The sequence below is a fragment of the Paenibacillus sp. FSL R5-0378 genome, assembly GCF_038009285.1.
In the GTDB taxonomy this organism is placed as follows: Bacteria; Bacillota; Bacilli; order Paenibacillales; family Paenibacillaceae; genus Paenibacillus_AQ; species Paenibacillus_AQ favisporus.
Window position 1 is genome coordinate 1,025,744 of sequence record NZ_JBBPAY010000001.1, and the last position, 23,100, is coordinate 1,048,843.

Genomic DNA, 23,100 nt, shown 5'->3' on the forward strand with positions numbered 1-23,100 from the left:
ATGGCGAAAACAATCGTGGAGAAGTTGAACCTGCAAAAATATAATAAGACGGCGGTACTGCATCAACCGGAAGGGGAGGATCTGCTGGCCGGTCTGAAGTCGTACGATACCGAGCTGAAGGACGGCGGTTACGATCTGATTTTCGCCTTTGTGCTCGATATGGAGTCACTGCAGGGGCTTGTGCGGAAGGTGATTGACGGCAATCATCTGAATGAAGGGGGATATTTGTACGCAGCATATCCGAAAAAGGGAAACAAGGTTTACTCTACCTATATTCACAGGGACGAGCTTCTGGAAGGGTTAGGCGCGGACGAGAATGGATTTATTGGGACAAGCAGCATCAAATTTGCGCGTATGGTCGGATTGAACGACGTGTTTACGGTCGTCGGTCTCAAAGCGGAGAAGCCAAGCAAAAAGCAGCCGTCCTCCAAACCGAGCCAATCCGTTGGCGATTATGAAGCCTTGATTCCGGAGGTGGAGAAGGATCTGCAGGATTCTCCGGAAGTGCTTGCCTTTTACCAGTCCCTCACACCGGGATACCGCCGGGATTGGGCCCGGTACATTTACAGCGCGGTACAAGAGGAGACCCGGGAGAAGCGGCGCGAGGATATGAAAACGGCTCTGGCGGCGGGCTATAAAACGATGGACTTGTATCGGAGAAGATAGGGAGGCGGCTTGGGATGAAATCGAAGCAGGGCTTGGACATGCTCGAGCGGGTGAGGGGCATCTGCCGTCCGCTGCCGGAGGTGGAGGAGATTATTGACGGCTTTGGCCACAACGTCATGAAAGTCAGAGGCAAAACGTTTGTCATGATGGGGGAGAACGAGGGCGTTCCGAGCCTTTCGTTCAAATCGACCAAGGAAGAGCAGTTCCTGCTGCTGCAGCAGGAAGGCTACGTTAAAACGCCTTATATCGGGCACCACGGCTGGGTTTCCGTGGATAAATCATCCGTCCCGGACTGGGACGAGCTGGCCGTGCTGATCAAGGAGGCGTATCTGCTGGCGGCGCCCAAACGGTTGGTGAAGCAGGTCATCGAAGGCGCATAATTTTGGAGTTTAGCACAGAACTAGAAACATATTCCTTTCTCCGGACGTCTATAATCTAGGCGGTCCCTGGCAGATCGATTGAGCTAGGTTCGTCTGAGATGAGATAAAATTTCTGAGGGTAAGGAGAAGTTTCGATGTCGACAAAATTCAAGTTAACGAGTTTGCTGCTGTCTGCGGCTTTGGTATGCGGGGCGGTACCGGCTTTTGCCGCGGAGAAGGCGGCTCCCAAGCCTCTAAGCCAAACCTTCGACAAGATGGTCATCATTCCTTATGATTATCACGGAAAAGCTTTTATTAACGGGGAGAAAACCGACCTTTACGGTGATTATGACATCGTCCAGCGCAGTGGAAGGGTCCTGGTGCCGATCCGCCTGATGGGAACGCTGGCTTCGCAGTTCCGCTCCCAGGGTGAGTGGCAAACGATTTGGGAAGCGAAAAATCCGGATGACGTTACTTTTGTGAACTATGGGTTGAAGAAAACGATCAAGTTCAAAGTGAACAGCACCACAATGCTGGTGAATAACGAGTCCAAAAAGATGGACGTGGCTCCGCAGAAAATCGGTGGCCGGGTCGTTCTGCCCCTAAGAAGCGCAGCGGAGGCGCTGGGCAAAAATATTCAGTGGCTGGACGGCCTGATCGTGATGGGAGACGAAGTCGTTGACGAGAAGAGTGCCGAAACGCTGGCTGTCAAAAACCGCATTTTAACCCAACTAAAGGACACCCGGAAGCCGGTGGCGGATGAAAAGGTACTGACGCCGATCACTAAATACGGAGACGCGCTGTACTATTATAAGCAGATCTATCAAAGCAGCGGCACCTTAGAACGGTTATATCGGAAGGCTGACGGCAAAAAGGAAGTTCAGGTTAACATTCCGGGGGAGCCGGCACTGCACAGTGCGAAGGTTATCGGGCATGACCTATATTTTGTATCGACGGTGAGCAACCAAGGGGTTCTGTATGCTTTGGACCTGACCAACAATAAAGTTCGGAAGGTAAGCTCGCTCGCGGATTGGAAGCCGTCGGATGGTTGGCTGCAGAATGTCTCGATGATTGACAATGAGCTGTACGTGAACCTTCATAGCGGCGATCTTACGATGGGATCGGAGACATTGTATCGAGTCCTCAATGGTGCCCTGAAAGAGGTAACGGGTGCCAAAAGCTTGATCGGGCCTGTCAAGTCGGGTGATTTCCTGTATCAAGCCGACTTTAACATTATGGGCAAAACGGTCGATAACTTAAGCCGGGTTAATCTCAAGACTGGGGAGAATAAGGCGATCGGCCAGGACGACTTCGTCTATGCCATCAACCGGAAGCAGCATGACGGGGGCGGGACCAGCTACAGCGTTAATGATGCCATTTACGTCAAAGGGGGCTTTGTGTACGTGCTTGGATACAAAGACAGCGACCCGAAGGATGAGGGCTCGGTGTACAAAGTCAACCCGTCTGACCAGACGCAGGTGAAGCTTACTCCTGCCGCCGGTCCGTTCTGGATGGTGGATAACCAGATTTATTATGTGGACGGTGCGACCGGTTATTTGGCCAAGACCGATGTGAACGGAGCGGAGCCAAAAACCGTGATTTCCAGAAAGGTGCTTAATGCCCAGCTGTTGAATGGCAGCTTGTACTACACCTCGAACGATGCCGGCAGTTCCTACGATCCGGGCATCCTGTACCAATATGACTTCGCGACTGGCAAGGAAATCAAGCGCAGCGACAAGCCGGTAAGCTCGTACTACATTGGAAAGAATGCGATTTACTACCTGTCGGAAGGCTACGATCCTGGAATATACAAGATTGACGCGAAGGGGAGCGCCCGCCTGGTATCCGACCGGATTCAAACGGCAAAGCTTACGGATGAAGGTTTGGTGTACACCTTGACCTACAAGGAAGGGGTTTATTCGGTAAAATAAACCGATTCCGTTGGTCTGCCCGGGTAAACGGGCAGGCCATTTTATTTTCCTGCCTAAAGGAGTAGTGACCATGTATGAGCTGAAAACGAAAGAAACCGATGACAGTGTGCTCGACTTCATCGAACAGGTGGAGCATCCCGGCAAGAAGCAGGATGCGTATTGGCTGCTGGACATTTTTACAGAGACGACGGGGTATCCTGCGAAAATGTGGGGGGCGAGCATCATCGGCTTCGGTTCGTACCATTACAAGTATGCGTCAGGTCACGAAGGGGATGCGCCGCTCGTCGGCTTTTCACCCCGCAAAGCCAAGATCAGCCTCTATTTCGCCCCTGGAGAAGAACAGCGTGAAGCCCTCCTGAAGAATTTGGGCAAGCATACCTCCGGCAAAGGCTGCGTCTATATCAACAAGGTTGCGGATATCGATGCAGACGTGCTGAAGGCGCTGATCCGGCAGTCGGTAAAGCATTTGCTAGAAACCTATCCGGCTGGGGAGTGACAGCAGGCTATCGGGGTCACAGAGCCGTGTCGATAGGCGGTAAAACTCGTGCAGAAGGTGGGCGAAAATTAGCGAATTTTGCTAAAATACTTCTTTCGTTTTGGCGGGACGCTCCTTTATACTTGCTCTATGAGTTTTACTGCGCTGACAACAAGGAGTGAGCCCCATCGTCCTGCTACATGAATCATATAATTTATGGATCGTTATGCTCTCGTTCATCATCGCCATATTTGCGTCCTATTCGGCTCTCAACTTAGCGGCCAAAATATCAAGGTCGCGGGGCAGGACGCAGAAATGGTGGCTGGTAGCCGGCTCCTGCGTCATGGGCAGCGGGGTATGGTCCATGCATTTCGTCGGCATGCTTGCCTTCCATTTGAACGTGCCTGTGAATTACGACATTCCGATTACGCTGCTATCAATGCTGTGCAGCATTGTGGCGTCCTTTATTGCATTCCAAATGCTGCTGTCCAAAGGCGTGAACTGGGGCAAGTTTGCCTTGAGCGGGTTCTGCATGGGCAGCGGCATCGTGGCGATGCATTATACCGGAATGGCCGCGATGCGTCTTCCGGCCGAGATTATCTATGACCGGTCTTATTGGCTGCTCTCGGCAGCCATTGCACTGGCGGCTTCTTACGTGGCGCTGCTGCTGTTCCTCCGCTTTCGCGATCATACCGAGGTCAGCTGGTGGAAGTGGGCTTCGGCTCTGATCATGGGACTGGCCATTTGCGGCATGCATTTTACCGGCATGAAGGCGGCCGATTTTTGGTGCGGGAACCCGAATGCGATTATTTCTACCGATGCCGGGGAAATGAACCTTTTACTGCTGGCCGGTGTGACGATCACGACGTTTTTTATCCTGATGGTTTCGTGGGGAGCGATGTTTTTCGACCGTCACGTGTTGGAGAAAATGGCCTACAGCGACCCGTTAACCGGGCTGCCTAACCGGCATGACCTGAACCGGCTGCTTGGCGAGGGAGTCGACACCTCGAAGGAAACCGCCGTTTTGTTTATCGACCTGGATCGATTCAAAACGATCAACGATACGCTGGGCCATGACATCGGCGACATGCTGGTTCAGGAGGTGGGAAGACGTCTAAGCGGGTATCTGCAGCAAGGCCAGAAGGTGTTTCGCCTAGGCGGTGATGAATTTCTCGTAGTTGCGGAAAACTGCGGTCAGGCCTTGGCAGAGGAGCTTGCGTCCGGCATTTTGGAGGTCGTCACCCGACCGTTCGTCCTGCAGGGCAATGAGCTGTACATTACGGCCAGCATTGGCATTAGTCTGGCGCCCAAGCATGGAACGGACCGGGCGTCACTGTTGAAAACATCGGATACGGCCATGTACAATGCCAAGAATGCCGGCAAGAACCGGTACTGCGTATTTGATGACGACATGGATAAAAGGCTGCTGCGCCGGCTGGAATTGGAAAAGGATATGCGTGGAGCGTCGGAACGCCAGGAGTTCTATGTCGTGTATCAGCCGAAGTGGGATGCCCAGACGGATACTCCCGTCGGACTCGAGGCGCTGATGCGCTGGCCGCACCCCAAATTCGGCGTCGTCTCACCAGATGAATTCATCCCGATCGCCGAAGAAACGGGACTGATCATCCCGATGACCCGGTGGATCCTGGAAGAGGCCTGCCGCCAAAACAAGGTGTGGCTCGACAAAGGCATGCCTTCGATGATCGTGTCGGTCAATGTGTCTGTGCGTTTGTTCGAAAGCCAGCACCTTCTGTACATGGTAGAACATGCGCTTCGGACGACCGGGCTTCCGGCCCGGTACCTGGAGCTGGAGATCACCGAATCGACGATGCTGTACGATGTGCCCGATATGATCCGGCAGCTGAATGAGCTGCGCGAGATCGGAGTGCGGATATCGATGGACGATTTCGGATCGGGGTATTCCTCGCTCGGATCCCTGGATCAAATTCCGATCGACACGATCAAGATCGATCAGCTGTTTGTCCGGGAAAGCGATTCACCCTCCAAACGGGCGATCGTGGGCGCCATCATCGATATGGCGCTCAAGCTTCATCTGGAGCTGGTAGCTGAGGGCGTGGAGACGAGGGAGCAGATCGATTTTCTCCGCGCATCCGGATGCAACGTGATGCAGGGATATTTCTACGGCAAACCGATGAATATCGAACAGATGGACGAGTGGCTGCTGCAGAATGCGGGAAGGCCGAGCGGAGAAACGTTGGTTTGAATAAAACAAAAAGGATGCCGGTTGTAGCTGGCATCCTTTTTTACAAGCTATTTTATTAATCATCTTCGGGATGGTTATAGGTGAAATTCTCAACATGGTTGATAGAATCGTTCCGCTGGTTCTGAACCAAGGATTTCAGCTCTCGAACCTCCCGGCGCAAATGCCGCAGCTCGGTACGCATATTGGATTTATCCACGGCCAGCCGGACCAGCAAAAAGAAAATTGCTAAAATAACTCCCCACATTATCAGGACGGCTACCACGCCGCCCATACCTATCATGCTAGCACCACTCATCATAGCATTTCATCTCCCTTCTCCATCGCTATCGGTTATCTGCTATATAAGCAGGGTGGAGATCACACAGCTTATAAAGGACGCTCGTTGACATCTATTTATAACAACGCCTTGGAAGCACAAAAGTTAGAGAAGTACGGAGAAGTTTGCCGCCTATGGGCTTGGATTAACATGCTTGTCGATCAGATGGCATGAAAAAACCCACTCGCGGACAGTCGCGACTGGGCCTTGAAAAAGCTTCATGTTTAATTCCGGCAATACGAGGCGGAGTATGCTTTCGTGATACCTGTACGCCGCTTCGCTGCTTGCTGAAACTCCTTACATATCCGCCAGCGTAGACCCTGTTTCCAGGAACGTTTTCATTCCCGAAAGGACGAGCGGCAGGCCGTTCTCCAGCACGCCCGCGGTAGGGAGCGCCTGTTCGAAATCGTCATGGACGGCCGTAACGAGCGTGACGCCGGGAATTTCCGCGTGCTGTGCGATCTCCCACGTGACGCGGGAAGGCGCATCGTTCTCCGTACCGGGCAGATTGACAAACTGCCAGCTCACGGCCAGCTTATGCGGGCGATCCAGTTCAAGGATGACCCCCTTGACCTTCTTTTCCCCCTCCGGGCCCAGCAGTTCAAAGGAAGAGCCGATTTCCCAGGAGGATTGAATGGCACAATTGAACCAAAACTTTGACGTTTTGGCCGGGTCGGTAATCGCCTGCCACACCTGCTCGGGACTCGATTTAATGGCGATCCGGTTGACATGCTTCGGTCTGTTTTCCATTTGCGTCTCACGCTCCAATTCGAATTGAAGTGATGTTAATCCTGCCGCCCAAGGTTCGGCGTATTTGCTGACCCATCGTTCGTATATCTGGCGGATGGGCACGGCGTTAAGGTAGTGCAGCTTCTCCCGGCCGACCTTCCTAGTCGTAATGAGTCCGGCTTCCTCCAGCAGGTTCAAATGCTTCATCACGCCGAACCGGGACATGTCGAGCGGGGCGCACAAGTCGTTCAGCGTCCGTCCGTCATGCGCCTGCAGCAGGTCCAGAAGGGTGCGGCGCGTGGGGTCGGCGAGGGCTTTAAATATTAGATTGTCCTCCAATCGTAACACCTCCTTTACCTCGTGCATTGAAAAAGTGGAGCAATGCCCTTGACATGTTACCATATAGTAACGTATTATAATCCCATCAAGAGTGACAATATAGTCACATATTATCATACCCCAAATCGTTTGTCAGCCGGCAGGTGTTTAAGTGCTGATGCAGCGCCGGGGAATCCAAAGGAGGATGTAGGAAATGAAAATGACTTTGATTGCCGGAAGCAACGATGCGGGATCCGTAAGCACCAGGCTCCTTCGTTATTTGGAAAGCCAACTGGCCGGCAGCGGAATTACGGTTTCGTTCGTGGACATGAGGGAGCTCCAGCTGCCGCTGTATTCGCCGGAAGCAGGGCAAAATCCGGAGGCTGTACGTCTGCAAAATGAGATCATTCATGCAGATGCGCTGATTTTGGCCACACCGGAATACCACGGATCTATCTCGGGAGCGCTGAAGAATGCCCTGGATTATTTGACGCCGGGACATGTGGAAGGCAAGCCGGTTCTTTCCGTAAGCTCGGCAGGCGGGCCGCTTGGCATCAGCTCGCTGACGCATCTGCAGACGATCGTCCGCAACCTGCATGGCGTCAATTGCCCGGAATGGATTTCCGTAGGGTACGGTTCGAATGAATTTGGCCCGGATGGCGCGCCTTTGGATGCAGGGGTGAGAGAGAGGGTCAGCACAGTTATCGAACAATTTATAAAGATGACCCGGCTGCTTTCAGCTGAGACGGCAGTGGTAACCGGATAGACAGCATATTTTTTTACACAACACGTGACCAAATGGTAACATTATGAATTTGCAACGATTAGACGAGTGCGCCGGAGTATTTTGAATATGACCAACAAAAAAGGAGACGGATCGCTATGAGCACAACGCGGCAGCAGCAGGTGGAAGCGGCAGTAAAATGGATCGAAGAGGCATGGAAGGCAGGGACGCTGAGCCAAACGGGGCAAGCATTCATCGGTCAACTGGAAGAGGCATTTACGGACCGGCAATACGAAGTGGATGACGTGATGGTCCAGGGAGAGAAGGTCATCGCAAGGGTGGTCATCACGGGCAAGCACACCGGAATATTCGCAGGAATTCCCGCTACGGGAAAAACGGTACGGATCACGCAGTTCCACGAATTCACGGTGAACGATGGGCGGATCGTTCATCGCTTCGGATGGTATGACACCGGTACGATGCTCCCCCAGCTGCAAACTGGTGCCTGACATGACCTGTATGATACGGCCAATATAAATTAGAGGAGATGGATCCTATGACAACGATGGAGCAAAAAAATACCGAGGTGGTTGAAGCTTTTATTCAGGCGTTCTGGAACAGCAACGATCTGAGTGCAGCGGATACGTTTACGACTGAAGATTACCGGGAGCTCAGCTATCAATCGAAAGAAGGGTTGAAGCAGTTTGCAGCCAAAATCCTGGAGGCCTTCCCGGATAAGCAGTATACGGTAGAGGAAATCATCGCCGAGAATGAGAAGGTTCTCGTTCGAATGACGGTCCGTGGCACCCATCAGGGCGTGTTCTTCGGCACCGCACCGACCGGACGGACGATGAATGTGACGCTGTACCGCCAGTACCGCCTTAGGGACGGAAAAATCGCGGAGCATCGCGGCTGGATCGATATGGTGACGATGTGGAGCCAAATTCAAGCGGGATAAACCTAAACCGCTGGATTCGATATGTTAAACACCTGTCTTTTTCCTATGACCAGAAAGCCTTGACCTAGAGCGCGCTCAAGGTCCTATACTGGGAACCATCTTACCCGTAAAGAAAGGATGGTCCCCATGATCATGAACGCGGTGCAAGGAAAAGTGGTTATTTTAACAGGAGCCTCCAGCGGTATCGGAGAAGCTACGGCCAGGGTCCTCGCCCGAAGCGGAGCCCAAATGGTGCTCGCAGCAAGGCGCGGAGAACGGCTCAAGCAGCTACAGTCGGCGATTGAGCAGGAAGGAGGCACGGCGGTGTACCAAGTGACGGATGTGAGCGTGCAGTCGCAGATGGAGGAGCTGGCCCGGCTCGCCCTTGACACATACGGACAAATCGACGTGCTGGTGAATAATGCAGGGATCATGCCGCTGTCTTATCTGCACGAGAAGAAGATCAAAGAGTGGGACCGGATGATCGATGTAAACGTGAAGGGTGTGCTCTATGGGATCGGGGCCGTGCTGCCGCATATGCGGGAGCGCAGACAGGGGCACGTCATCAACGTCGCGTCGGTGACCGGGCACATCGTCCGTAAAACGTGGGCGGTTTACTCAGGCACCAAATTCGCCGTTCGGGCAATCACCGAAGCACTGCGCCAAGAAGAAGCACACAATAACATCCGCACGACGATTATTTGTCCGGGAGGCGTCGACACCGAGCTGGTGCACACGATTACGAACGAAGAAGTGAAGCGGGACATCGAAGCTTCCATGGACATCGCCTTAACCCCGGAGGCCATCGCTCACGCTATTGCCTACGCCATATCCCAGCCGCCGCAAACGGCCGTCAATGAAATCATTGTAAGGCCCACCAGGCAGGAATTATAATACGAATAACCATGGCTCACCTGTCGTCAGGTGGGCTTTTTCGCTTAGGAGGGATTTGAAGGCATGAGTTACTCGATCGGGGAAGTGTCGGCCCAAACGGGTTTGTCGATCCATACGCTGCGGTATTATGAAAAAGAAGGCATCATGCCGGGCGTTCAGCGCAACGAAAGCGGCATCCGCCTGTACGAAGCGAAGGATATCGAAGCGCTGGAGTTTATCTGCTGCCTGCGGGAAACGGGGATGGGCATCGCTGACATTAAACAATTCGTCAACCACGCGACCACCATTCAGGAGCGGCTGGTGCGGCTTCGGGAACAACGGCACAACGTCCAGGAACAAATGGCCCGGTTTAAAAAATATGAGGCTATGCTGAATCGCAAAATCGGCCTTTATGAAGACATGGCCCAAGGAGACTCCGATGAAAAACACCATGAATAACGTCCGGCTCGCCTTATATCACCGGGATCACGAGGCCGGACTTGGAGCTTTTACGCTGCCGGAGGAGCAGCATAAATTCACCGCATTGCCGTTTGAAGTCATACAGAACGCGCTGGAGCGGAAGGAGCGGCATCCGATCGTCATTTTGGGGGATGAGGAGCCAGTCGGCTTTTTCATTCTGGATGCAGGGGAAGACCGGAGCGAATACTCGGACAACCCCAATGCCCTGCTGCTGCGGGCTTTCTCCATCGATCACAGGCATCAGGGACAAGGGTACGCGACGCAGTCTCTGCTCGGCCTGAAGGAGTTTGTCAAACAGCATTTCCCGACGGCCGATGAAGTGGTCCTTGCTGTTAATATGAGAAACGCTGCCGCGCGTCATGTTTATCTCAAAGCGGGTTTCCGTGATGAGGGACGGACCCGGATCGGGCCGGCAGGTCCGCAGCACATTCTGGTACTCGGGATATCATAGCGAGAGTAAAGAGATAAAAGGAAGAAAATACTTTGCGGCGCAGGCTGATCCATTGGCTTGCGCCGTATTTTTCAAGCGCGGCTGCAGCTGCTGGCTCTGAATTCCGTCCTCCATCAAATGGCCTTTTCTTGTCGTCGCCTTCACCAAACTACCCGCAGACAAGACTAAAATTGCATACCACCCGAATATATGCTATGACTGAACTACAATCTTAAAGGAATATAGGTGTGGGATCAGATGAGAATAAAAGCCCTGTTTATAGCTCCATATGCAGCCATGGAAAACTTGATCGAGACGTGCCGTGCGGAAGAGAAGGATCTGGACCTTCAGATCCGGGTCGGAAATCTGCAAGAAGGGGTTGCCATCGCCAAGCAGGCGGAGGCTGAAGGGGTCGACGTCATCATCAGCCGCGGCGGAACGGCCAAGCTGATCGGGGAGGCCGTCGATATTCCCGTCGTCGACGTGCATGTATCCGGCTATGACATGCTGCGGGTATTGACGCTGGCGAACGATTTTCCACGGAAAAAGGCGATTGTCGGCTTTCCCGCCATCACCCTCGGCGCCAAGGCCATCATCGATTTGCTGGAAATTCCGATCGATATCTTCACGATTCATGACGAGGATGAGACGGAGAGCCTGCTTAGAAAGCTCAAGGAGGAAGGCTACCAGCTGATTATGGGGGATGTGGTGACCTTCGAAACGGCATCCCGGCTGGGGCTTGTGGGTATTCTGATCCAGTCCGGGCGCGAAGCGATCTTTGATGCCTTTCAGGAGGCTAAGACGGTCTCCCGGTGGATGATGAAGAATCGGCAGGAAATCGAAAGGCTCAAAGCTGTGCTGCAGGTTACGGCAGGGGATGTGATGGTTCTAGCGGAGAACGGGCAGGTCGTGTACGAGCAGTGGAAGCATTTCGATTCCCGTCCCGTTCCGCATGTCGGCTTGGATCACCACGCTTTCCGGGAGACGGCGGCGGTCCGGGAGACCAGCCATGCGAGCGATGCGGAAGGCAGGCCGCTGAAGATCGTCAAAACCCGGGTCGCGGTGGAAAATGGGGCTTATTTGGTGTGCGAATTTTCGCGCGTCCATATGAATTCGCCGGCCGAGGCGGTTTTGCAGGTGAAGACGGGCACGCCGCCGCTGATCATTCATCAGAGCGAAGCGATGGACGCTTGTTTGTCGATGATCGACCGGTGCCTTTCTGCATCCCGGTTCGTCCTGATCGGGCCGAGAGGGGCCGGCAAGGAGTTGATCGCGCGTTATATTCATAACCGCAAGTTCAGCGGGGAGGGCCTGCTCGCCTCCGTCCAGGCTGCCGATATGCTGGCCCTGGAGCCCGACGAAGTCGACGCAGAGATCAAGACGCTGCATATCCACGCGCTTGATATGATGGACAGCAGCCTGAGGGCCGAGCTGTGGCGGAGAATGGACGCTTTTCAGGGAAAGGGAATCACCCTCATCTTCTCGATGGTTGAAGAGCAGCATCTATGGGGAGCCTATGAGGACGGAATCGTCCGGATCCATGTTCCTGCGCTGGCGGAGCGAAAAGAGGATATCCGGGAGCTGGTCACCTCGTTTTTGCTGTATTTTAACCAAACGCAGGGCACCTCGGCCATTAAAATGACGGACAAAGGGCTGGCCCTGTTGATGGACTACAGCTGGCCGGGCAACGTATCGGAACTGCGGGCGCTGCTTCAGGAGGCGGTGCTTTTGGAAAAAGGGTACGTCATCGAGCACGCCTTGGTCGAACAGCTGCTGCAGCGAAAAGGCGAAGCTGCTGGAACGATCAGCGGAGAACTGCTGAACGGTACGCTGGAACAGATTGAGAAGGCGATCATTGAGAAGGTGCTGGAGCAGGAGGGCTTTAACCAGACCAAAGCGGCGAAGCGCCTGAACATCAACCGGTCGACATTGTGGAGAAAGCTTAAGGACTGATAGTGGATTTTTCATTATTGTTTAAATGTGCAACACTTTTGGTTAAATGAATTTTATTTAGCTAAAAAGTGTTGCATTATTTTTTGTAAACGTTTATCATAATCGATGTAATCGTTTTATGTAATCGCTTTTACAAAACGAACTGTTTAAATTTACAACACAGGAGATGACACAGCCATGAAAATAAAGGCAGCCATTGACAAAGTCCCCGGCGGGATGATGTTGATCCCATTGCTGATCGGCGCCCTGATTCGGACGTTCTTTCCGCAAGTATTCGATATGCCGGAATTCAAGAGCTCGTTTACAGGCGGTCTATTGACCGGTACATCCGCGCTGCTTGCCGCCTTTTATATTTGCTTAGGATCGACGATTCGGTTTCAGGCAACCGGTTACATTTTGAAGAAGGGCGTCAGCCTTTGGGTAGGTAAAATCGGTACGACCTTCCTGATCGCCCTGCTGATCAAAGCGATTTTCCCGGATCAGAACAATCTGTTCCTGGGGCTGTCGGCTCTGGCCATCGTCGCGGCATTCTCCGACACCAACGGCGGCTTGTACATGGCGCTGATGGGTCAGCTCGGCAAGAAAAAGGAAGACGTCGCCGCATATTCGATCATGTCGCTGGAATCCGGCCCGTTCTTTACGATGCTCATTCTCGGCGTTGCCGGCCTGGCCAGCTTCCCGATTATGGCGTTTGTCTTTGCGATTCTGCCGCTTCTGCTCGGCATGATCCTCGGAAACCTCGATGAGAAGATGCGCGAGTTCCTGAGTAAGGGACAGGATGTCATCATTCCGCTCTTTTCGCTGGCGATCGGCGCCGGCATTAACCTGACCAACGTGGTCAAAGCCGGATTCTCCGGTGTCATTCTGGGGATTGGTGTTGTCGTGATCACGGGCATCGTCCTGTTCCTGATCGACCGTCTGACTGGCGGCGACGGCGTGGCCGGGATTGCGGCATCGTCTACAGCGGGTAACGCTTCGGCAGTTCCGATGGCGGTTGCTGCGGTATACTCCGGCTACAGCAGCATTGCTGCGGATGCAACGCTCCAGGTAACGGCATGCGTCATTGTGACGGCGATTCTGACCCCGCTTCTGACGACCTGGTTCGCAAGAAGGGCGCAGCGGCGGAGTTCACAGGCGTAAGTGGCATGGACAAGGAATCAAGTAAGGGAGTCGTTCAACATGCAGCATATGTACATTATCGCAGATGATTTGACGGGAGCTAACGATGCCGGCGTGCAGCTGTCCAAGATCGGGATCACGTCAACCGTGTATCTCGATTCCCAAGCTGCTCCGGCCAAGCCGAACGGGGATGTTGCCATTATCGATACGGACACCCGGGCGGCAGGCGAACAGGAAGCACACAACAACGTTTCTAAAGCAAGCACTTTGTTTTATCAGCAAGGGTATCATCAAGTATATAAAAAAATGGACTCGACCTTACGGGGGAACGTGGCTGCCGAGCTGGCAGCCGTCGTTTCCGTTCATCAGCCGGAAGTGGTCGTGATTGCCCCGGCATATCCGAAGATGAACCGTCAAACCCTTGACGGTTATCAGCATGTCCACGGGCAGCGCGTCTCGGAGACCGAATTCGGTCGCGATCCCAAAACGCCGGTCAAGGACAGCTTCATCGCGAATCTGTTCCGGCCGTATGCGGGTCAGCAGAGCATCGTCTTGATCGACCTTGCGCAGCTGCATGGACCGGCGGAACGGCTGATGCAGACGATCGAGGAACATACCGCACTGGGGCGGACCTGGTTTATATGCGACGCGGCGACGGATGAAGATCTGCAAAAGATTGCCGAGGTTTTTGCCCGGGCGGGTAAAAAGACGGTATGGGCCGGTTCGGCCGGCCTGATCGAGCACCTGCCGGAGGCGCTTCAGCTGGAGCGAACCGCTGACCGTCCGGAGGACCGGCTCCGGGTCGCCAAGACGCTGACCGTGTCCGCCAGCTTGTCGCAGGTGACCAAGCAGCAGCTGGAGAACGTGCGATCGATGCCGGACACGTGTTTTGTAGAGCTGGACCCGGTGGAGCTGATCAAGCGCACGTACGCTCTGCCGGACGTCATGGCTTCCTTGGCCAAGGAAGCGGACAAGAAGCATTTTGTATTGTTTGTCGATTCGTCGGTCAACAATAGAGAAGCGACGAAGCGGCTGGAAGCCGAGCTCTCCATCGGAAAAACCGAAATCGGCGAGACGATTTCCAGAGAGCTCGGGGCGATCGCCCGGGAGGTTTTAGGCACATACGAGGACATTAACGGCCTGGTTCTGACCGGAGGCGATACCGCTAAGGCGGTGTGCAATCAGCTGAACATGAACCAGATGCAGCTCTGCACCGAAGTGGAGGCCGGGCTTCCGCTCGGGAAGCTGCGCGGCGGAGCGGATACAAGAGAGTACTGGGCCGTAACGAAGGCCGGAGGATTTGGTAACGAGCGTTCTTTGATGAATGCGTTGATCTATATGAGTGGAGAGGATGAATGAAAATGAGCGAAACCAAAGCTGTCATTGGTATTACGATGGGGGACGGAGCCGGAGTTGGCCCCGAAATTATTCTGAAGAGCCTGCAGAACCAGGAGATTTACGACCTATGCCATCCGCTGGTGATCGGGGATGCGAAAATTCTGAACCGGGCCAAGGCTTATGTGAACAGCAGCCTGAACGTTGAAGCGGTGACTGAGGACCAGCTCAGCAGTCTGAACTATGAGCACGGCACCGTCTACTGCCTTGATCTGAATCTGCTTAGCGAGGACCTTCCGCTTGGACAGGTATCGGCTGAAGCCGGCCACGCGGCGTTCGAATATCTAGCTAAAGCGATCGATTTGGCGAAAAAGCAGCAGATCGACGCGATCTGCACCGCTCCGCTGAACAAGGAAGCCCTGCATAAAGGCGGCCACAAATACCCGGGGCATACGGAAATTTTGGCCGATCTGACGGGAACGAACGAGTTTTCCATGATGCTTTCGGCGCCGAACCTCAAGGTCATTCACGTCACCACTCACGTCGGCTTGATTGATGCGGTGAAAATGATCAATCCGGAGCGCGTATACCGCGTCATCCAATTGGCGCATGAGACGCTGATGAAGTCCGGCATCGCTCAGCCGCGTATCGCCGTCTGCGGCATCAATCCGCATGCGGGCGAGAACGGCCTGTTCGGCTACGGCGAGGAAGAGGAGAAGGTCGTGCCCGCCGTGCAGCGCGCCCAGGACGAGGGCATCAACGTGGTCGGACCGTTGCCTGCGGACACGCTGTTCTTCCGCACCGTCCGCGGCGACTTCGACATTGTCGTTGCCATGTATCATGACCAAGGCCATGGACCGGTCAAGGTGCTCGGCCTCGACGCAGGCGTGAACATCACCGTCGGCCTGCCGATTATCCGCACAAGCGTAGACCACGGCACCGCCTTTGACATTGCGGGCAAAGGGATCGTGGAAGAGAAGAGCATGATGGAAGCGATCCGCCAGGCGGTTGAGCTGGCACCGAAGAAACCATAAATTCGCGATTGAGAGGTAGATGGCTCCTTAGATGGGAGCCATCTTTTTTATTTCCAAGTTTCTTTCCTTTATCGTTCAGAAAATATTCGGAAACCATTCAGCGGCTTTTCATTCAAATGCTATACTGTTGTAATGGGAACACCCGGGACCTATGCCTTAACCATGATAGGGGCGGCTGGTTTTCCGCATACTAAATCAAAATGTTAGAGGGCCATATTGGGCCGTTATAACAGGGAGCATTTACGGTAAAATGCCGATCCCTACAGATATATCTCATTTGGGCTAAGGAGGAAGATGCTCATGCTCAAACGAATCTGGCCCTTCGGGCTGATTGTACTTGTTCTCATTTTTGCGTATATTCTGGTCCGGTTTTTCCTCGCGTCCATGACCATCGGTGATTTGGTCGGACAGATCCGGCTTCAGCGGGCCGACGATCCGTCCGTTAAGCATGTCGTGCTGATCGCCCAGGAGCTCGACAACCCGTTCTGGCGGGAAATGGAGCAGGGGGCGGAGGAAGCGGCGGACAAGCTGGGGATGCGGATTGATTATACCGGCCCGATCCGCATCAATCCCACCGAGCAGATGAGGCTGCTGGAAAGGGCGATTGCATCCAGGCCCGACGGCATCCTCGTGCAGGGAATCGTGGATCCGGACTACGATGCGCTGATCCAAAGAGCCACAGGGCAAGGGATCCCGGTGATCACTGTGGATGCAGACGAACCGGGCAGCTCCCGCCTGGCCTATGTCGGAACCGACAACCTGGGGGCGGGAAAACGAATGGGCGAATTGGTGCTGAAGGAAGCGGCCGGCAAAGGGAAAATCGGCGTCATGATCGGAAGCGAGCGGGCCGAAAATATGCAGCTGCGCCTGGCGGGATTTCGCTCGGTGATTTCTGCAGCTCCCGGCTTCGCCATCGTGGACGTCCGCGCGTCCAACATTTCGCGGATCGGCGCCGCCAAGCAGGCCGAGGCGATGCTGAAGCAGCATCCGGACATCCAGACGATCGTCGGCTTCAGCTCCCTGGACGCGGCCGGAATCGTCGAGGGCATCCAAGCTGCGGGCAGGACGGGAATCCGCGTATACGGCTTTGACGACCTGGCCATGACCCGGCAGGGGATCGAGCAGGGCGAAATCGCGGCGTCCATTGTGCAGTCGCCGAAAGAAATGGGGGCCCGGTCGATCGGCCTCCTGAACGAGCACTTTCACGGCAAGTCCTTTGCGGCCGAGCATTTTATTCCGACGAGTGTCTTGGACAAGGCGGCGCTGAAGCTGGAGGTGGCCGGCCCATGAACATGCGCCGGATGCTGCTCATAGTGATCCCCGCTTTATTTGTCCTGACGAACGCCGTATCGTTTTTTATTTTTCAAAGCGGGCGAACCGTTCAGCAGAGCTATAATATGATGCTGGACCGGGTATTACTATACAAACAAATCGATGCGGAGACCCGCAGCAATTTAAGCGCGGTCAATGTGTATCTGACGGACCGGAGCGAGCGGAGCCGGCAAATCTATCAGGAGCATCAGAGTCAGCTGCGAAAGCTCCAGGCGGAACTGAACGCCCAGGACGCCATTCCGACCACGGAGCTGAGCGTACGGAGCTACCGCAACCTGCTGGAGACGTTTCTTGCGCAGGAATCCGGCATCCTGCAGGCGTTAAGCGGCAAGACCCCGCTGGCATACGCCAACTCCTATGCGGCGGCGGAGAAGACGGCCGGTTTCATCCAGGAAGAGGCGTACCGGCTGATCGACCAGGAGCTGAGCTATTATCAGCCCCTCTACCGGAGCATTCTGGCGCAGACCGACCGGATGAACCAATGGGGCGTCGCCTTGTTTATATTCAGCACGCTGATCAGCGTCCTGCTGGCTTACTGGATCTCCCTCCGCATCACCAGACCGATCCGGCAGCTGGTCCGGACAGCCCGGCAAATTTCGGACGGCAACCTGCAGGTGAAACCGCCGGTGATGAAGAGCCGCGACGAGTTTCGGATTCTGTCTGAGGCTTTCGTGCAGATGCAGGACAATTTGAAATCACTGATCCGCAAGGAAAAAGAAGGGCTGGAAAAGGACCGGCTCGTCAAGGAGCTGGAGCTTGAGGTGCTGCAAAACCAGATCAATCCTCACTTCCTGTTCAATTCCCTGAACGTGCTGTCCAAGCTGGCGCTGATCGAAGGGGCCGAGAAGACGAGCGATCTCACGGTCACGATGTCCAATCTGCTGCGTTACAATCTGCGCCAGCTGGACCGGCCGGTGCCGCTCCGCGATGAGGTGGAGCATGCGAAGGAGTATTTTACGATTCAGCAGGCCCGCTTTCGCGACCGCATCCGGTTCGTCACGGACATCGACGAGAAGGCTCTGGATGTACTCGTGCCGGTGCTCACGCTTCAGCCGCTGCTGGAGAACGTGTTCGTGCACGGCATCGAAGGTATGGAAGAGGGGGCCGAGGTTCGGCTTGCAGTTTCTGCCGTGCCGGGCGGAACACGGATTGCCATTTCCGATAACGGGATCGGGATGAGCGAGGAGGTCCGGCGGTCGCTGCTGGATACTGACGCACCGCGGCTGCGGGATCAGGGAGGCGGAGAAGCCCGGCACCCCGCAGGGCACTCGACGGGCCTCGGAACCCGCAACGTGTTTAAGCGCCTGGAGCTGTTTTATGACAGGAAGGATTTGATTGACATTGTCAGCGAGCCCGGGAAGGGGACGACGGTCTTTTTAAACATCCCTGCCGAAACACGAAAGGAGGACGGCCATGTATCGTCTGCTGATCGCCGATGATGAAGCGCTGGAGCGGGAAGGTATCGAATGGATTGTGAACCGGATGATGCCGGATACGTTTGAAACGATCCATGCGGAGAACGGCCGGATGGCCATACAGAAGGCGGAAGAGCACCGCCCGCACATCGTCATGATGGACGTGAGAATGCCGGGCATTCAGGGGCTGGAGGCATTAAAAGAAATTAAAGCCCAAAATCCGCAGGCCAAAATGGTACTCATCACCGCTTATGAAAATTTTGAATACGCCAAGCAGGCGATCACCCTCGGCGTGCACGAGTATCTGGTCAAGCCGGCCAAAAGGGAGCAGATCGTTGCCGTGCTAAGCCGGCTGGTGCAGGAGCTGGAGGAGGAGCAGCACAAGCGCGATGAGGAGCTCGCGGTGCGCGAGCAGTTCTTTCAGCTGCTGCCGCTGGCCGAGACGGAAATCGCGCTGCATCTGATGTCGGGCCATGTCAATGAGACGGAGACAGGCCATCTGGCGGATATTTTGCAGCTCCCGGTCGACAAAGGGTGTTCTTTGGTGCTGGGACTGTCCGAAGTGGGGGACGCCAAGAAAAAAGTGTACGACGCCGTAAAAACGGCGGCGCACGCAGCCCCGAAAGACGGCTACGGCACGGTCGTCAGCTCGCTCATTCACAGCCATATGGCCCTGTTCCTGCTGGGAACGAGGCAGACTGGCGACTCGGCGTTGGCTGAAGGCGCCCGCGAGCTCGGCACACGGTTGGCTGATGTGCTGAGGGAGCAGTGCGGGATGGCCGTCCCGGTCGGCATCGGAACCGTCCAAAATCGGGCGGAGGGAATCAAGCGGTCTTATTACGAGGCTGTTTTCGCCTCCAGGTATGATCAGGAAGGGGGCGGCATCTGCCGCTTTGAAGACCTGGTGCAGGCTTCGGGCGCCGGCGGAACGCATGCAGAGAAGCTGATCAACGGATCCGGCGATGCCGGAGAGAGCGCCTATGTTGAATTGGCGATCCGCCAAATCCGTGAAGAACGGGAGCAGCGGACCACCAATATGCTGGACCGGGCGGTGCTGTATATCCGGGGCCGATTTCAGGAGGAGCTGTCGCTCGAGGATGTGGCGGAGCATGTCCACTTGAATCCTTACTATTTCAGCAAGGTATTCAAACAGCAGACCGGGGAAACCTTTATCGACTACGTGACCCGGCTGCGGATCGACAAAGCCAAGGAGCTGATGAAAGACGGCCGGTACAGCATGAAGGAGGTCTGTTACCAGGTGGGGTATAAGGATCCGAACTATTTCAGCCGGGTATTCAAAAAAGTGACGGGCCTCACGCCGTCCGACTACAGAGTACAGCACCAATGAGAGACAAAAGTCCATGCCGAATGCGGGCATGGACTTATTTGTGATGCGAGCCGAATTTGTGCTAGTCCAGGCTTATCAGGCGAATGACGGAGCGATTTTATGCTGATCTACCGCAAATAAGTGAAGGGATTCGAAAGCGGATGCAAAGGTCCCCCATGTTACAATGGATGTAGGCTTTTAGTGATGATTTCTTGGATTTCATCCAATAGATTGAACTAAGAAGTTTGCATTGAACAGTAGTTCAATCTATCCAAATAGATTGAATTAAAGGAGTTCTGTATTGACTTTAATTCATTCTATCCAAATAAATGACATGGAAGGGATAATATATGAGCTCTATTACATTGGAACATAGCAGCGAGCAGGATAACCAGAAGATCAGCATGAAGTTCGTGACGCTGGTGTCCATCGTAGCCGCATTGGGCGGGCTGTTGTTTGGTTTTGATACGGCCGTGGTTTCGGGCGCCATCGGTTTCATGGAAAAGCGCTTTAACTTGAACGATTTCCAGACAGGCTGGGCGGTTTCCAGCTTGATCATCGGCTGTATCCCTGGAGCCCTGTTCTCCGGCATGCTGAGCGACAAGTTCGGCCGGAAAAAAGTCATCATTGCGGCAGCGCTTCTTTTTATCATCGGATCCATTGGCTCGGCCATACCGAATACGTTCAGCGGGTTTATCATCGCCCGGATGATCGGCGGCGTTGGCATCGGCATTACATCCACCTTGTGTCCGCTGTATAATGCGGAGATCGCCCCGGCCAAATACCGCGGCCGCCTCGTCGCATTAAACCAACTGGCAACGGTTACAGGCATTTCGCTCGTATACTTCATCAATCTGTGGATCGCCGGCATGGGTGACGACGCATGGGACGTGTCGAGTGCCTGGCGCTGGATGTTTGGCTTCGGCGTCATTCCCGGCGCACTGTTCCTCGTGCTGCTGTTCTTCGTTCCGGAAAGCCCAAGATGGCTGATCAAGCAAGGCCGGGCAGCTGCAGCGCTGCCGATCCTGCTCAAAATTCACGGCGAAGAGCTGGCGAAGCAGGAAGTGCGGGATATCAAGGAGTCGTTTAGCCAGGAAAAAGGATCGTTCCGCCAGCTGTTCAGCCCGGGGCTGCGCATGGCGCTGATCGTCGGTGTCGGACTGGCGGTTCTGCAGCAGGTGACCGGCATCAATGCGGTCATGTATTATGCGCCGGAGATCTTTAAAGAGACTGGTGCCGGCACGAACGCCGCGCTCATTCAGACGATCTTTGTCGGCGTGATCAATCTCCTGTTTACGATCCTGGCCGTTTGGCTGATCGATAAAGTAGGACGGAAAGCGTTGATGCTGGTCGGATCGGCTGCGATGCTGATCTGTCTGGCCGTCATCGGAACGGCGTTCCAGACCGGACATAGCTCCGGCCCGCTGGTCCTGATCTTTATTCTGATTTACGTAGCTGCTTTTGCAATCTCGCTCGGACCGGTGGTGTGGGTCCTCATTTCGGAGATCTTCCCGAACCGGGTCCGCGGCATTGCGACGGCCATTGCTTCGATGGCTTTGTGGATCGCCGATTACGTCGTATCCCAAGCCTTCCCGCCGATGCTGTCTTCGGCAGGTCCGGCAGCCACCTTCTGGATCTTCGGCGTCATGTCGCTGATTTGCCTCGTGTTTACATGGCGCGCGGTACCGGAAACCAAAGGAAAGTCCCTGGAGGAAATGGAATCCATGTGGGCGCAAGGAAAATAATACGCATATAAAAAGGGGAGTTCCCCGGGTCGATGAACCTGGGAAACTCCCCTTTTTTGTGTTGGATACAATCGGTATGGATTACCGATATCCACCGGTTTCAGCCGACGATCCGGGTTACAGAATCCGGCGCGCTGTGACGAACCGTTTTTTCCACTGGCCGTCAAAGGCTTCGACGTGAACGCCGAGCTCTTTGGAGTACGTGTGCAGAATTTGATTATTGCCCATATAGATGCCAACGTGGCCGATATCCAGCCCGCGGGCGCTGAAGAACAGCAGGTCCCCTTTGCGTAGATCGCTTAAGGACACTTCCTTGCCGGCCTTCGCCTGATCGTAGGACACGCGAGGCAGCTCGACCGACAGCACATCCTCGTGAACCCGCTTGACAAAGGAAGAGCAGTCGAATGTCTTCGTCTGATCCGGAGAAGCCCCGAATTCGTAAGGGGTCCCGAGGAACTTCTTACCGTAAGCGATCAGCTCGTCCGCCTGCATGTCGGCAAGCGAGGCGCTGGCATAGTCGGTATATTTCGGCTTGGCCGATATGTATCCCGTTTGGTGGTTTTCCGTCTCCACTTGCAGCCAGAGGGCGTTCACCTCGCGGATGACATGCACCTTCTGTCCGGCGGCAAGCATGCCGAGTGACGTCGCATCGCTCGCTGAATCCGGCTTGCTCCGCAGGTTCACGCCCCAGCGGATAGAAGTCTCAAGCGAAACCTTGGACGTAATCCGCACCGTGTGCGCATCCGGCTGCCAAGCGACCTCGCTGCCCAGCGCTTCGCTCACAAAGCGCAGCGGCACGAGGGAATATCCGCCGGAGATTTGGCCGGGCACCGTCACTTCGAGGGCTTGCCCGTTCAGGTTCGCGGTATGCTCGCCGATCCGGTAGGTCAGCGTGGTGCCTCCCTTGGTGGCCTTCAGCGTCTTCGTGGCGTTATCCCAGGCCAGCTTAGCCCCCTGGCGCTCAAACAGGCCGCGCATCGGCACAAGTACCGTACCGCCGACATTCAGCGGCTGCACTTCGGTCTGCAGCTGCTGGCCGTTCAGATAGACGGCGATCGGCTTGTTGGATGCTGGAGCGGCATCCGCATAGACCGACGTGCCTGCGATCATGGCGGCGGCCAGGCCGGCAAGAACCGCCCCTTTTTTTCTCATCATGTTCTCATCACCTTGCTTCAACTGGATTGACGGTTCGTGGATGATGAACCGCATAGGAACAGGGACTCCCGGCGGGTAACTTTACCAAGAAGTCCCTGTATAGTTGGACGAGAGGGAGGGCGATTGGTTTTGTTCTTCAGCATTGGTAAATTAATGAAACGGACAAGCTCTACACGGAGACCTGTATCTAACCGCCTTGATGAAGGAGGTCTTTTTTTCACCA

22 protein-coding genes are annotated in these 23,100 nt (G+C 54.7%); 19 read left to right on the top strand and 3 right to left on the bottom strand.

Annotated features, from left to right (window positions below):
* From MKY74_RS04535 to MKY74_RS04555, 5 genes are all read left to right on the top strand, one after another.
* On the top strand, positions 1-666 hold the full coding sequence (locus MKY74_RS04535; protein ID WP_076172264.1) for a YdeI/OmpD-associated family protein: 666 nt from the start codon (positions 1-3) through the stop codon (positions 664-666).
* Between the two features lie 14 nt (positions 667-680).
* Complete coding sequence (locus MKY74_RS04540) at positions 681-1,046, top strand: MmcQ/YjbR family DNA-binding protein (RefSeq protein WP_076172262.1); 366 nt, start codon at positions 681-683, stop codon at positions 1,044-1,046.
* Between the two features lie 134 nt (positions 1,047-1,180).
* The gene (locus MKY74_RS04545; protein ID WP_076172259.1) at positions 1,181-2,956 is read left to right on the top strand and encodes a DUF5050 domain-containing protein; all 1,776 of its coding nucleotides are present in this window, start codon (positions 1,181-1,183) and stop codon (positions 2,954-2,956) included.
* Between the two features lie 70 nt (positions 2,957-3,026).
* The gene (locus MKY74_RS04550; RefSeq protein ID WP_076172256.1) at positions 3,027-3,452 is read left to right on the top strand and encodes a DUF1801 domain-containing protein; all 426 of its coding nucleotides are present in this window, start codon (positions 3,027-3,029) and stop codon (positions 3,450-3,452) included.
* Between the two features lie 157 nt (positions 3,453-3,609).
* Positions 3,610-5,655, top strand: coding sequence for a bifunctional diguanylate cyclase/phosphodiesterase (locus MKY74_RS04555; protein WP_432206614.1), 2,046 nt, complete (start codon positions 3,610-3,612; stop codon positions 5,653-5,655).
* A 55-nt stretch (positions 5,656-5,710) separates the two neighbouring features.
* Here MKY74_RS04555 and MKY74_RS04560 read toward each other — a convergent pair whose 3' ends face one another.
* Both MKY74_RS04560 and MKY74_RS04565 read right to left on the bottom strand, forming a co-directional pair.
* On the bottom strand, positions 5,711-5,953 hold the full coding sequence (locus tag MKY74_RS04560; protein ID WP_144025447.1) for a hypothetical protein: 243 nt from the start codon (positions 5,951-5,953) through the stop codon (positions 5,711-5,713).
* 315 nt (positions 5,954-6,268) lie between these two features.
* The gene (locus tag MKY74_RS04565) at positions 6,269-7,039 is read right to left on the bottom strand and encodes an ArsR/SmtB family transcription factor (protein WP_244169312.1); all 771 of its coding nucleotides are present in this window, start codon (positions 7,037-7,039) and stop codon (positions 6,269-6,271) included.
* Between the two features lie 193 nt (positions 7,040-7,232).
* On the opposite strand from MKY74_RS04565, the gene MKY74_RS04570 reads away from it, so the two are divergent.
* The 14 genes from MKY74_RS04570 to MKY74_RS04635 all read left to right on the top strand — a co-directional run bounded on the left by MKY74_RS04570 (position 7,233) and on the right by MKY74_RS04635 (position 21,722).
* Positions 7,233-7,784 carry an NADPH-dependent FMN reductase gene (locus MKY74_RS04570; RefSeq protein WP_076172248.1) on the top strand — a complete coding sequence of 184 codons (552 nt, stop codon included), beginning with the start codon at positions 7,233-7,235 and terminating at the stop codon, positions 7,782-7,784.
* Between the two features lie 116 nt (positions 7,785-7,900).
* Positions 7,901-8,251 carry an ester cyclase gene (locus tag MKY74_RS04575; protein WP_076172246.1) on the top strand — a complete coding sequence of 117 codons (351 nt, stop codon included), beginning with the start codon at positions 7,901-7,903 and terminating at the stop codon, positions 8,249-8,251.
* Positions 8,252-8,298: 47 nt separating this feature from the next.
* Positions 8,299-8,700 (top strand): ester cyclase, encoded by a 402-nt coding sequence (locus tag MKY74_RS04580; protein WP_076172244.1) that lies wholly within the window; start codon positions 8,299-8,301, stop codon positions 8,698-8,700.
* Positions 8,701-8,832: 132 nt separating this feature from the next.
* Positions 8,833-9,573, top strand: a complete 741-nt coding sequence (locus MKY74_RS04585) for an SDR family oxidoreductase (protein ID WP_076172587.1) — start codon at positions 8,833-8,835, stop codon at positions 9,571-9,573.
* 63 nt (positions 9,574-9,636) lie between these two features.
* Positions 9,637-10,011 (top strand): MerR family transcriptional regulator, encoded by a 375-nt coding sequence (locus tag MKY74_RS04590; protein WP_076172242.1) that lies wholly within the window; start codon positions 9,637-9,639, stop codon positions 10,009-10,011.
* On the top strand, positions 9,992-10,483 hold the full coding sequence (locus tag MKY74_RS04595; RefSeq protein WP_244169311.1) for a GNAT family N-acetyltransferase: 492 nt from the start codon (positions 9,992-9,994) through the stop codon (positions 10,481-10,483). The genes MKY74_RS04590 and MKY74_RS04595 overlap by 20 nt, the downstream gene beginning before the upstream one ends.
* 237 nt (positions 10,484-10,720) lie before the next feature.
* The gene (locus MKY74_RS04600; protein WP_076172240.1) at positions 10,721-12,415 is read left to right on the top strand and encodes a sigma-54-dependent Fis family transcriptional regulator; all 1,695 of its coding nucleotides are present in this window, start codon (positions 10,721-10,723) and stop codon (positions 12,413-12,415) included.
* Between the two features lie 177 nt (positions 12,416-12,592).
* On the top strand, positions 12,593-13,555 hold the full coding sequence (locus MKY74_RS04605) for a 2-keto-3-deoxygluconate permease (RefSeq protein WP_076172238.1): 963 nt from the start codon (positions 12,593-12,595) through the stop codon (positions 13,553-13,555).
* A 39-nt stretch (positions 13,556-13,594) separates the two neighbouring features.
* Entirely contained in the window at positions 13,595-14,893 is a 1,299-nt protein-coding gene (locus MKY74_RS04610; protein WP_076172236.1) for a four-carbon acid sugar kinase family protein, read from the top strand.
* A 2-nt stretch (positions 14,894-14,895) separates the two neighbouring features.
* Complete coding sequence (gene pdxA, locus MKY74_RS04615) at positions 14,896-15,903, top strand: 4-hydroxythreonine-4-phosphate dehydrogenase PdxA (protein WP_076172582.1); 1,008 nt, start codon at positions 14,896-14,898, stop codon at positions 15,901-15,903.
* A gap of 300 nt (positions 15,904-16,203) precedes the next feature.
* A complete protein-coding gene (locus MKY74_RS04620) occupies positions 16,204-17,193 on the top strand; it encodes a sugar-binding protein (RefSeq protein WP_076172234.1) in 990 nt (329 codons plus the stop codon).
* Positions 17,190-18,674 (top strand): sensor histidine kinase, encoded by a 1,485-nt coding sequence (locus MKY74_RS04625; protein WP_076172232.1) that lies wholly within the window; start codon positions 17,190-17,192, stop codon positions 18,672-18,674. Before MKY74_RS04620 ends, MKY74_RS04625 begins: the two co-directional genes overlap by 4 nt.
* A complete protein-coding gene (locus MKY74_RS04630; RefSeq protein ID WP_076172230.1) occupies positions 18,649-19,998 on the top strand; it encodes an AraC family transcriptional regulator in 1,350 nt (449 codons plus the stop codon). The genes MKY74_RS04625 and MKY74_RS04630 overlap by 26 nt, the downstream gene beginning before the upstream one ends.
* A 329-nt stretch (positions 19,999-20,327) precedes the next feature.
* A complete protein-coding gene (locus MKY74_RS04635; protein WP_076172228.1) occupies positions 20,328-21,722 on the top strand; it encodes a sugar porter family MFS transporter in 1,395 nt (464 codons plus the stop codon).
* A gap of 117 nt (positions 21,723-21,839) precedes the next feature.
* Here MKY74_RS04635 and MKY74_RS04640 read toward each other — a convergent pair whose 3' ends face one another.
* Entirely contained in the window at positions 21,840-22,877 is a 1,038-nt protein-coding gene (locus MKY74_RS04640; protein WP_076172580.1) for a C40 family peptidase, read from the bottom strand.
* Between the last annotated feature and the right edge of the window lie 223 nt (positions 22,878-23,100).

Bases quoted from the DNA above. Each gene is read 5' to 3' on its own strand.
- MKY74_RS04595 (WP_244169311.1), top strand. From the start codon at position 9,992: ATGAAAAACACCATGAATAACGTCCGGCTCGCCTTATATCACCGGGAT.
- MKY74_RS04625 (WP_076172232.1), top strand. From the start codon at position 17,190: ATGAACATGCGCCGGATGCTGCTCATAGTGATCCCCGCTTTATTTGTC.
- MKY74_RS04630 (WP_076172230.1), top strand. From the start codon at position 18,649: ATGTATCGTCTGCTGATCGCCGATGATGAAGCGCTGGAGCGGGAAGGT.
- MKY74_RS04575 (WP_076172246.1), top strand. From the start codon at position 7,901: ATGAGCACAACGCGGCAGCAGCAGGTGGAAGCGGCAGTAAAATGGATC.
- MKY74_RS04585 (WP_076172587.1), top strand. From the start codon at position 8,833: ATGAACGCGGTGCAAGGAAAAGTGGTTATTTTAACAGGAGCCTCCAGC.
- MKY74_RS04550 (WP_076172256.1), top strand. From the start codon at position 3,027: ATGTATGAGCTGAAAACGAAAGAAACCGATGACAGTGTGCTCGACTTC.
- MKY74_RS04605 (WP_076172238.1), top strand. From the start codon at position 12,593: ATGAAAATAAAGGCAGCCATTGACAAAGTCCCCGGCGGGATGATGTTG.
- MKY74_RS04535 (WP_076172264.1), top strand. From the start codon at position 1: ATGGCGAAAACAATCGTGGAGAAGTTGAACCTGCAAAAATATAATAAG.
- MKY74_RS04620 (WP_076172234.1), top strand. From the start codon at position 16,204: ATGCTCAAACGAATCTGGCCCTTCGGGCTGATTGTACTTGTTCTCATT.
- MKY74_RS04545 (WP_076172259.1), top strand. From the start codon at position 1,181: ATGTCGACAAAATTCAAGTTAACGAGTTTGCTGCTGTCTGCGGCTTTG.
- MKY74_RS04540 (WP_076172262.1), top strand. From the start codon at position 681: ATGAAATCGAAGCAGGGCTTGGACATGCTCGAGCGGGTGAGGGGCATC.
- MKY74_RS04570 (WP_076172248.1), top strand. From the start codon at position 7,233: ATGAAAATGACTTTGATTGCCGGAAGCAACGATGCGGGATCCGTAAGC.
- MKY74_RS04560 (WP_144025447.1), bottom strand. From the start codon at position 5,953: ATGATGAGTGGTGCTAGCATGATAGGTATGGGCGGCGTGGTAGCCGTC.
- MKY74_RS04590 (WP_076172242.1), top strand. From the start codon at position 9,637: ATGAGTTACTCGATCGGGGAAGTGTCGGCCCAAACGGGTTTGTCGATC.
- MKY74_RS04635 (WP_076172228.1), top strand. From the start codon at position 20,328: ATGAGCTCTATTACATTGGAACATAGCAGCGAGCAGGATAACCAGAAG.
- MKY74_RS04580 (WP_076172244.1), top strand. From the start codon at position 8,299: ATGACAACGATGGAGCAAAAAAATACCGAGGTGGTTGAAGCTTTTATT.
- MKY74_RS04600 (WP_076172240.1), top strand. From the start codon at position 10,721: ATGAGAATAAAAGCCCTGTTTATAGCTCCATATGCAGCCATGGAAAAC.
- pdxA (WP_076172582.1), top strand. From the start codon at position 14,896: ATGAGCGAAACCAAAGCTGTCATTGGTATTACGATGGGGGACGGAGCC.
- MKY74_RS04610 (WP_076172236.1), top strand. From the start codon at position 13,595: ATGCAGCATATGTACATTATCGCAGATGATTTGACGGGAGCTAACGAT.
- MKY74_RS04640 (WP_076172580.1), bottom strand. From the start codon at position 22,877: ATGATGAGAAAAAAAGGGGCGGTTCTTGCCGGCCTGGCCGCCGCCATG.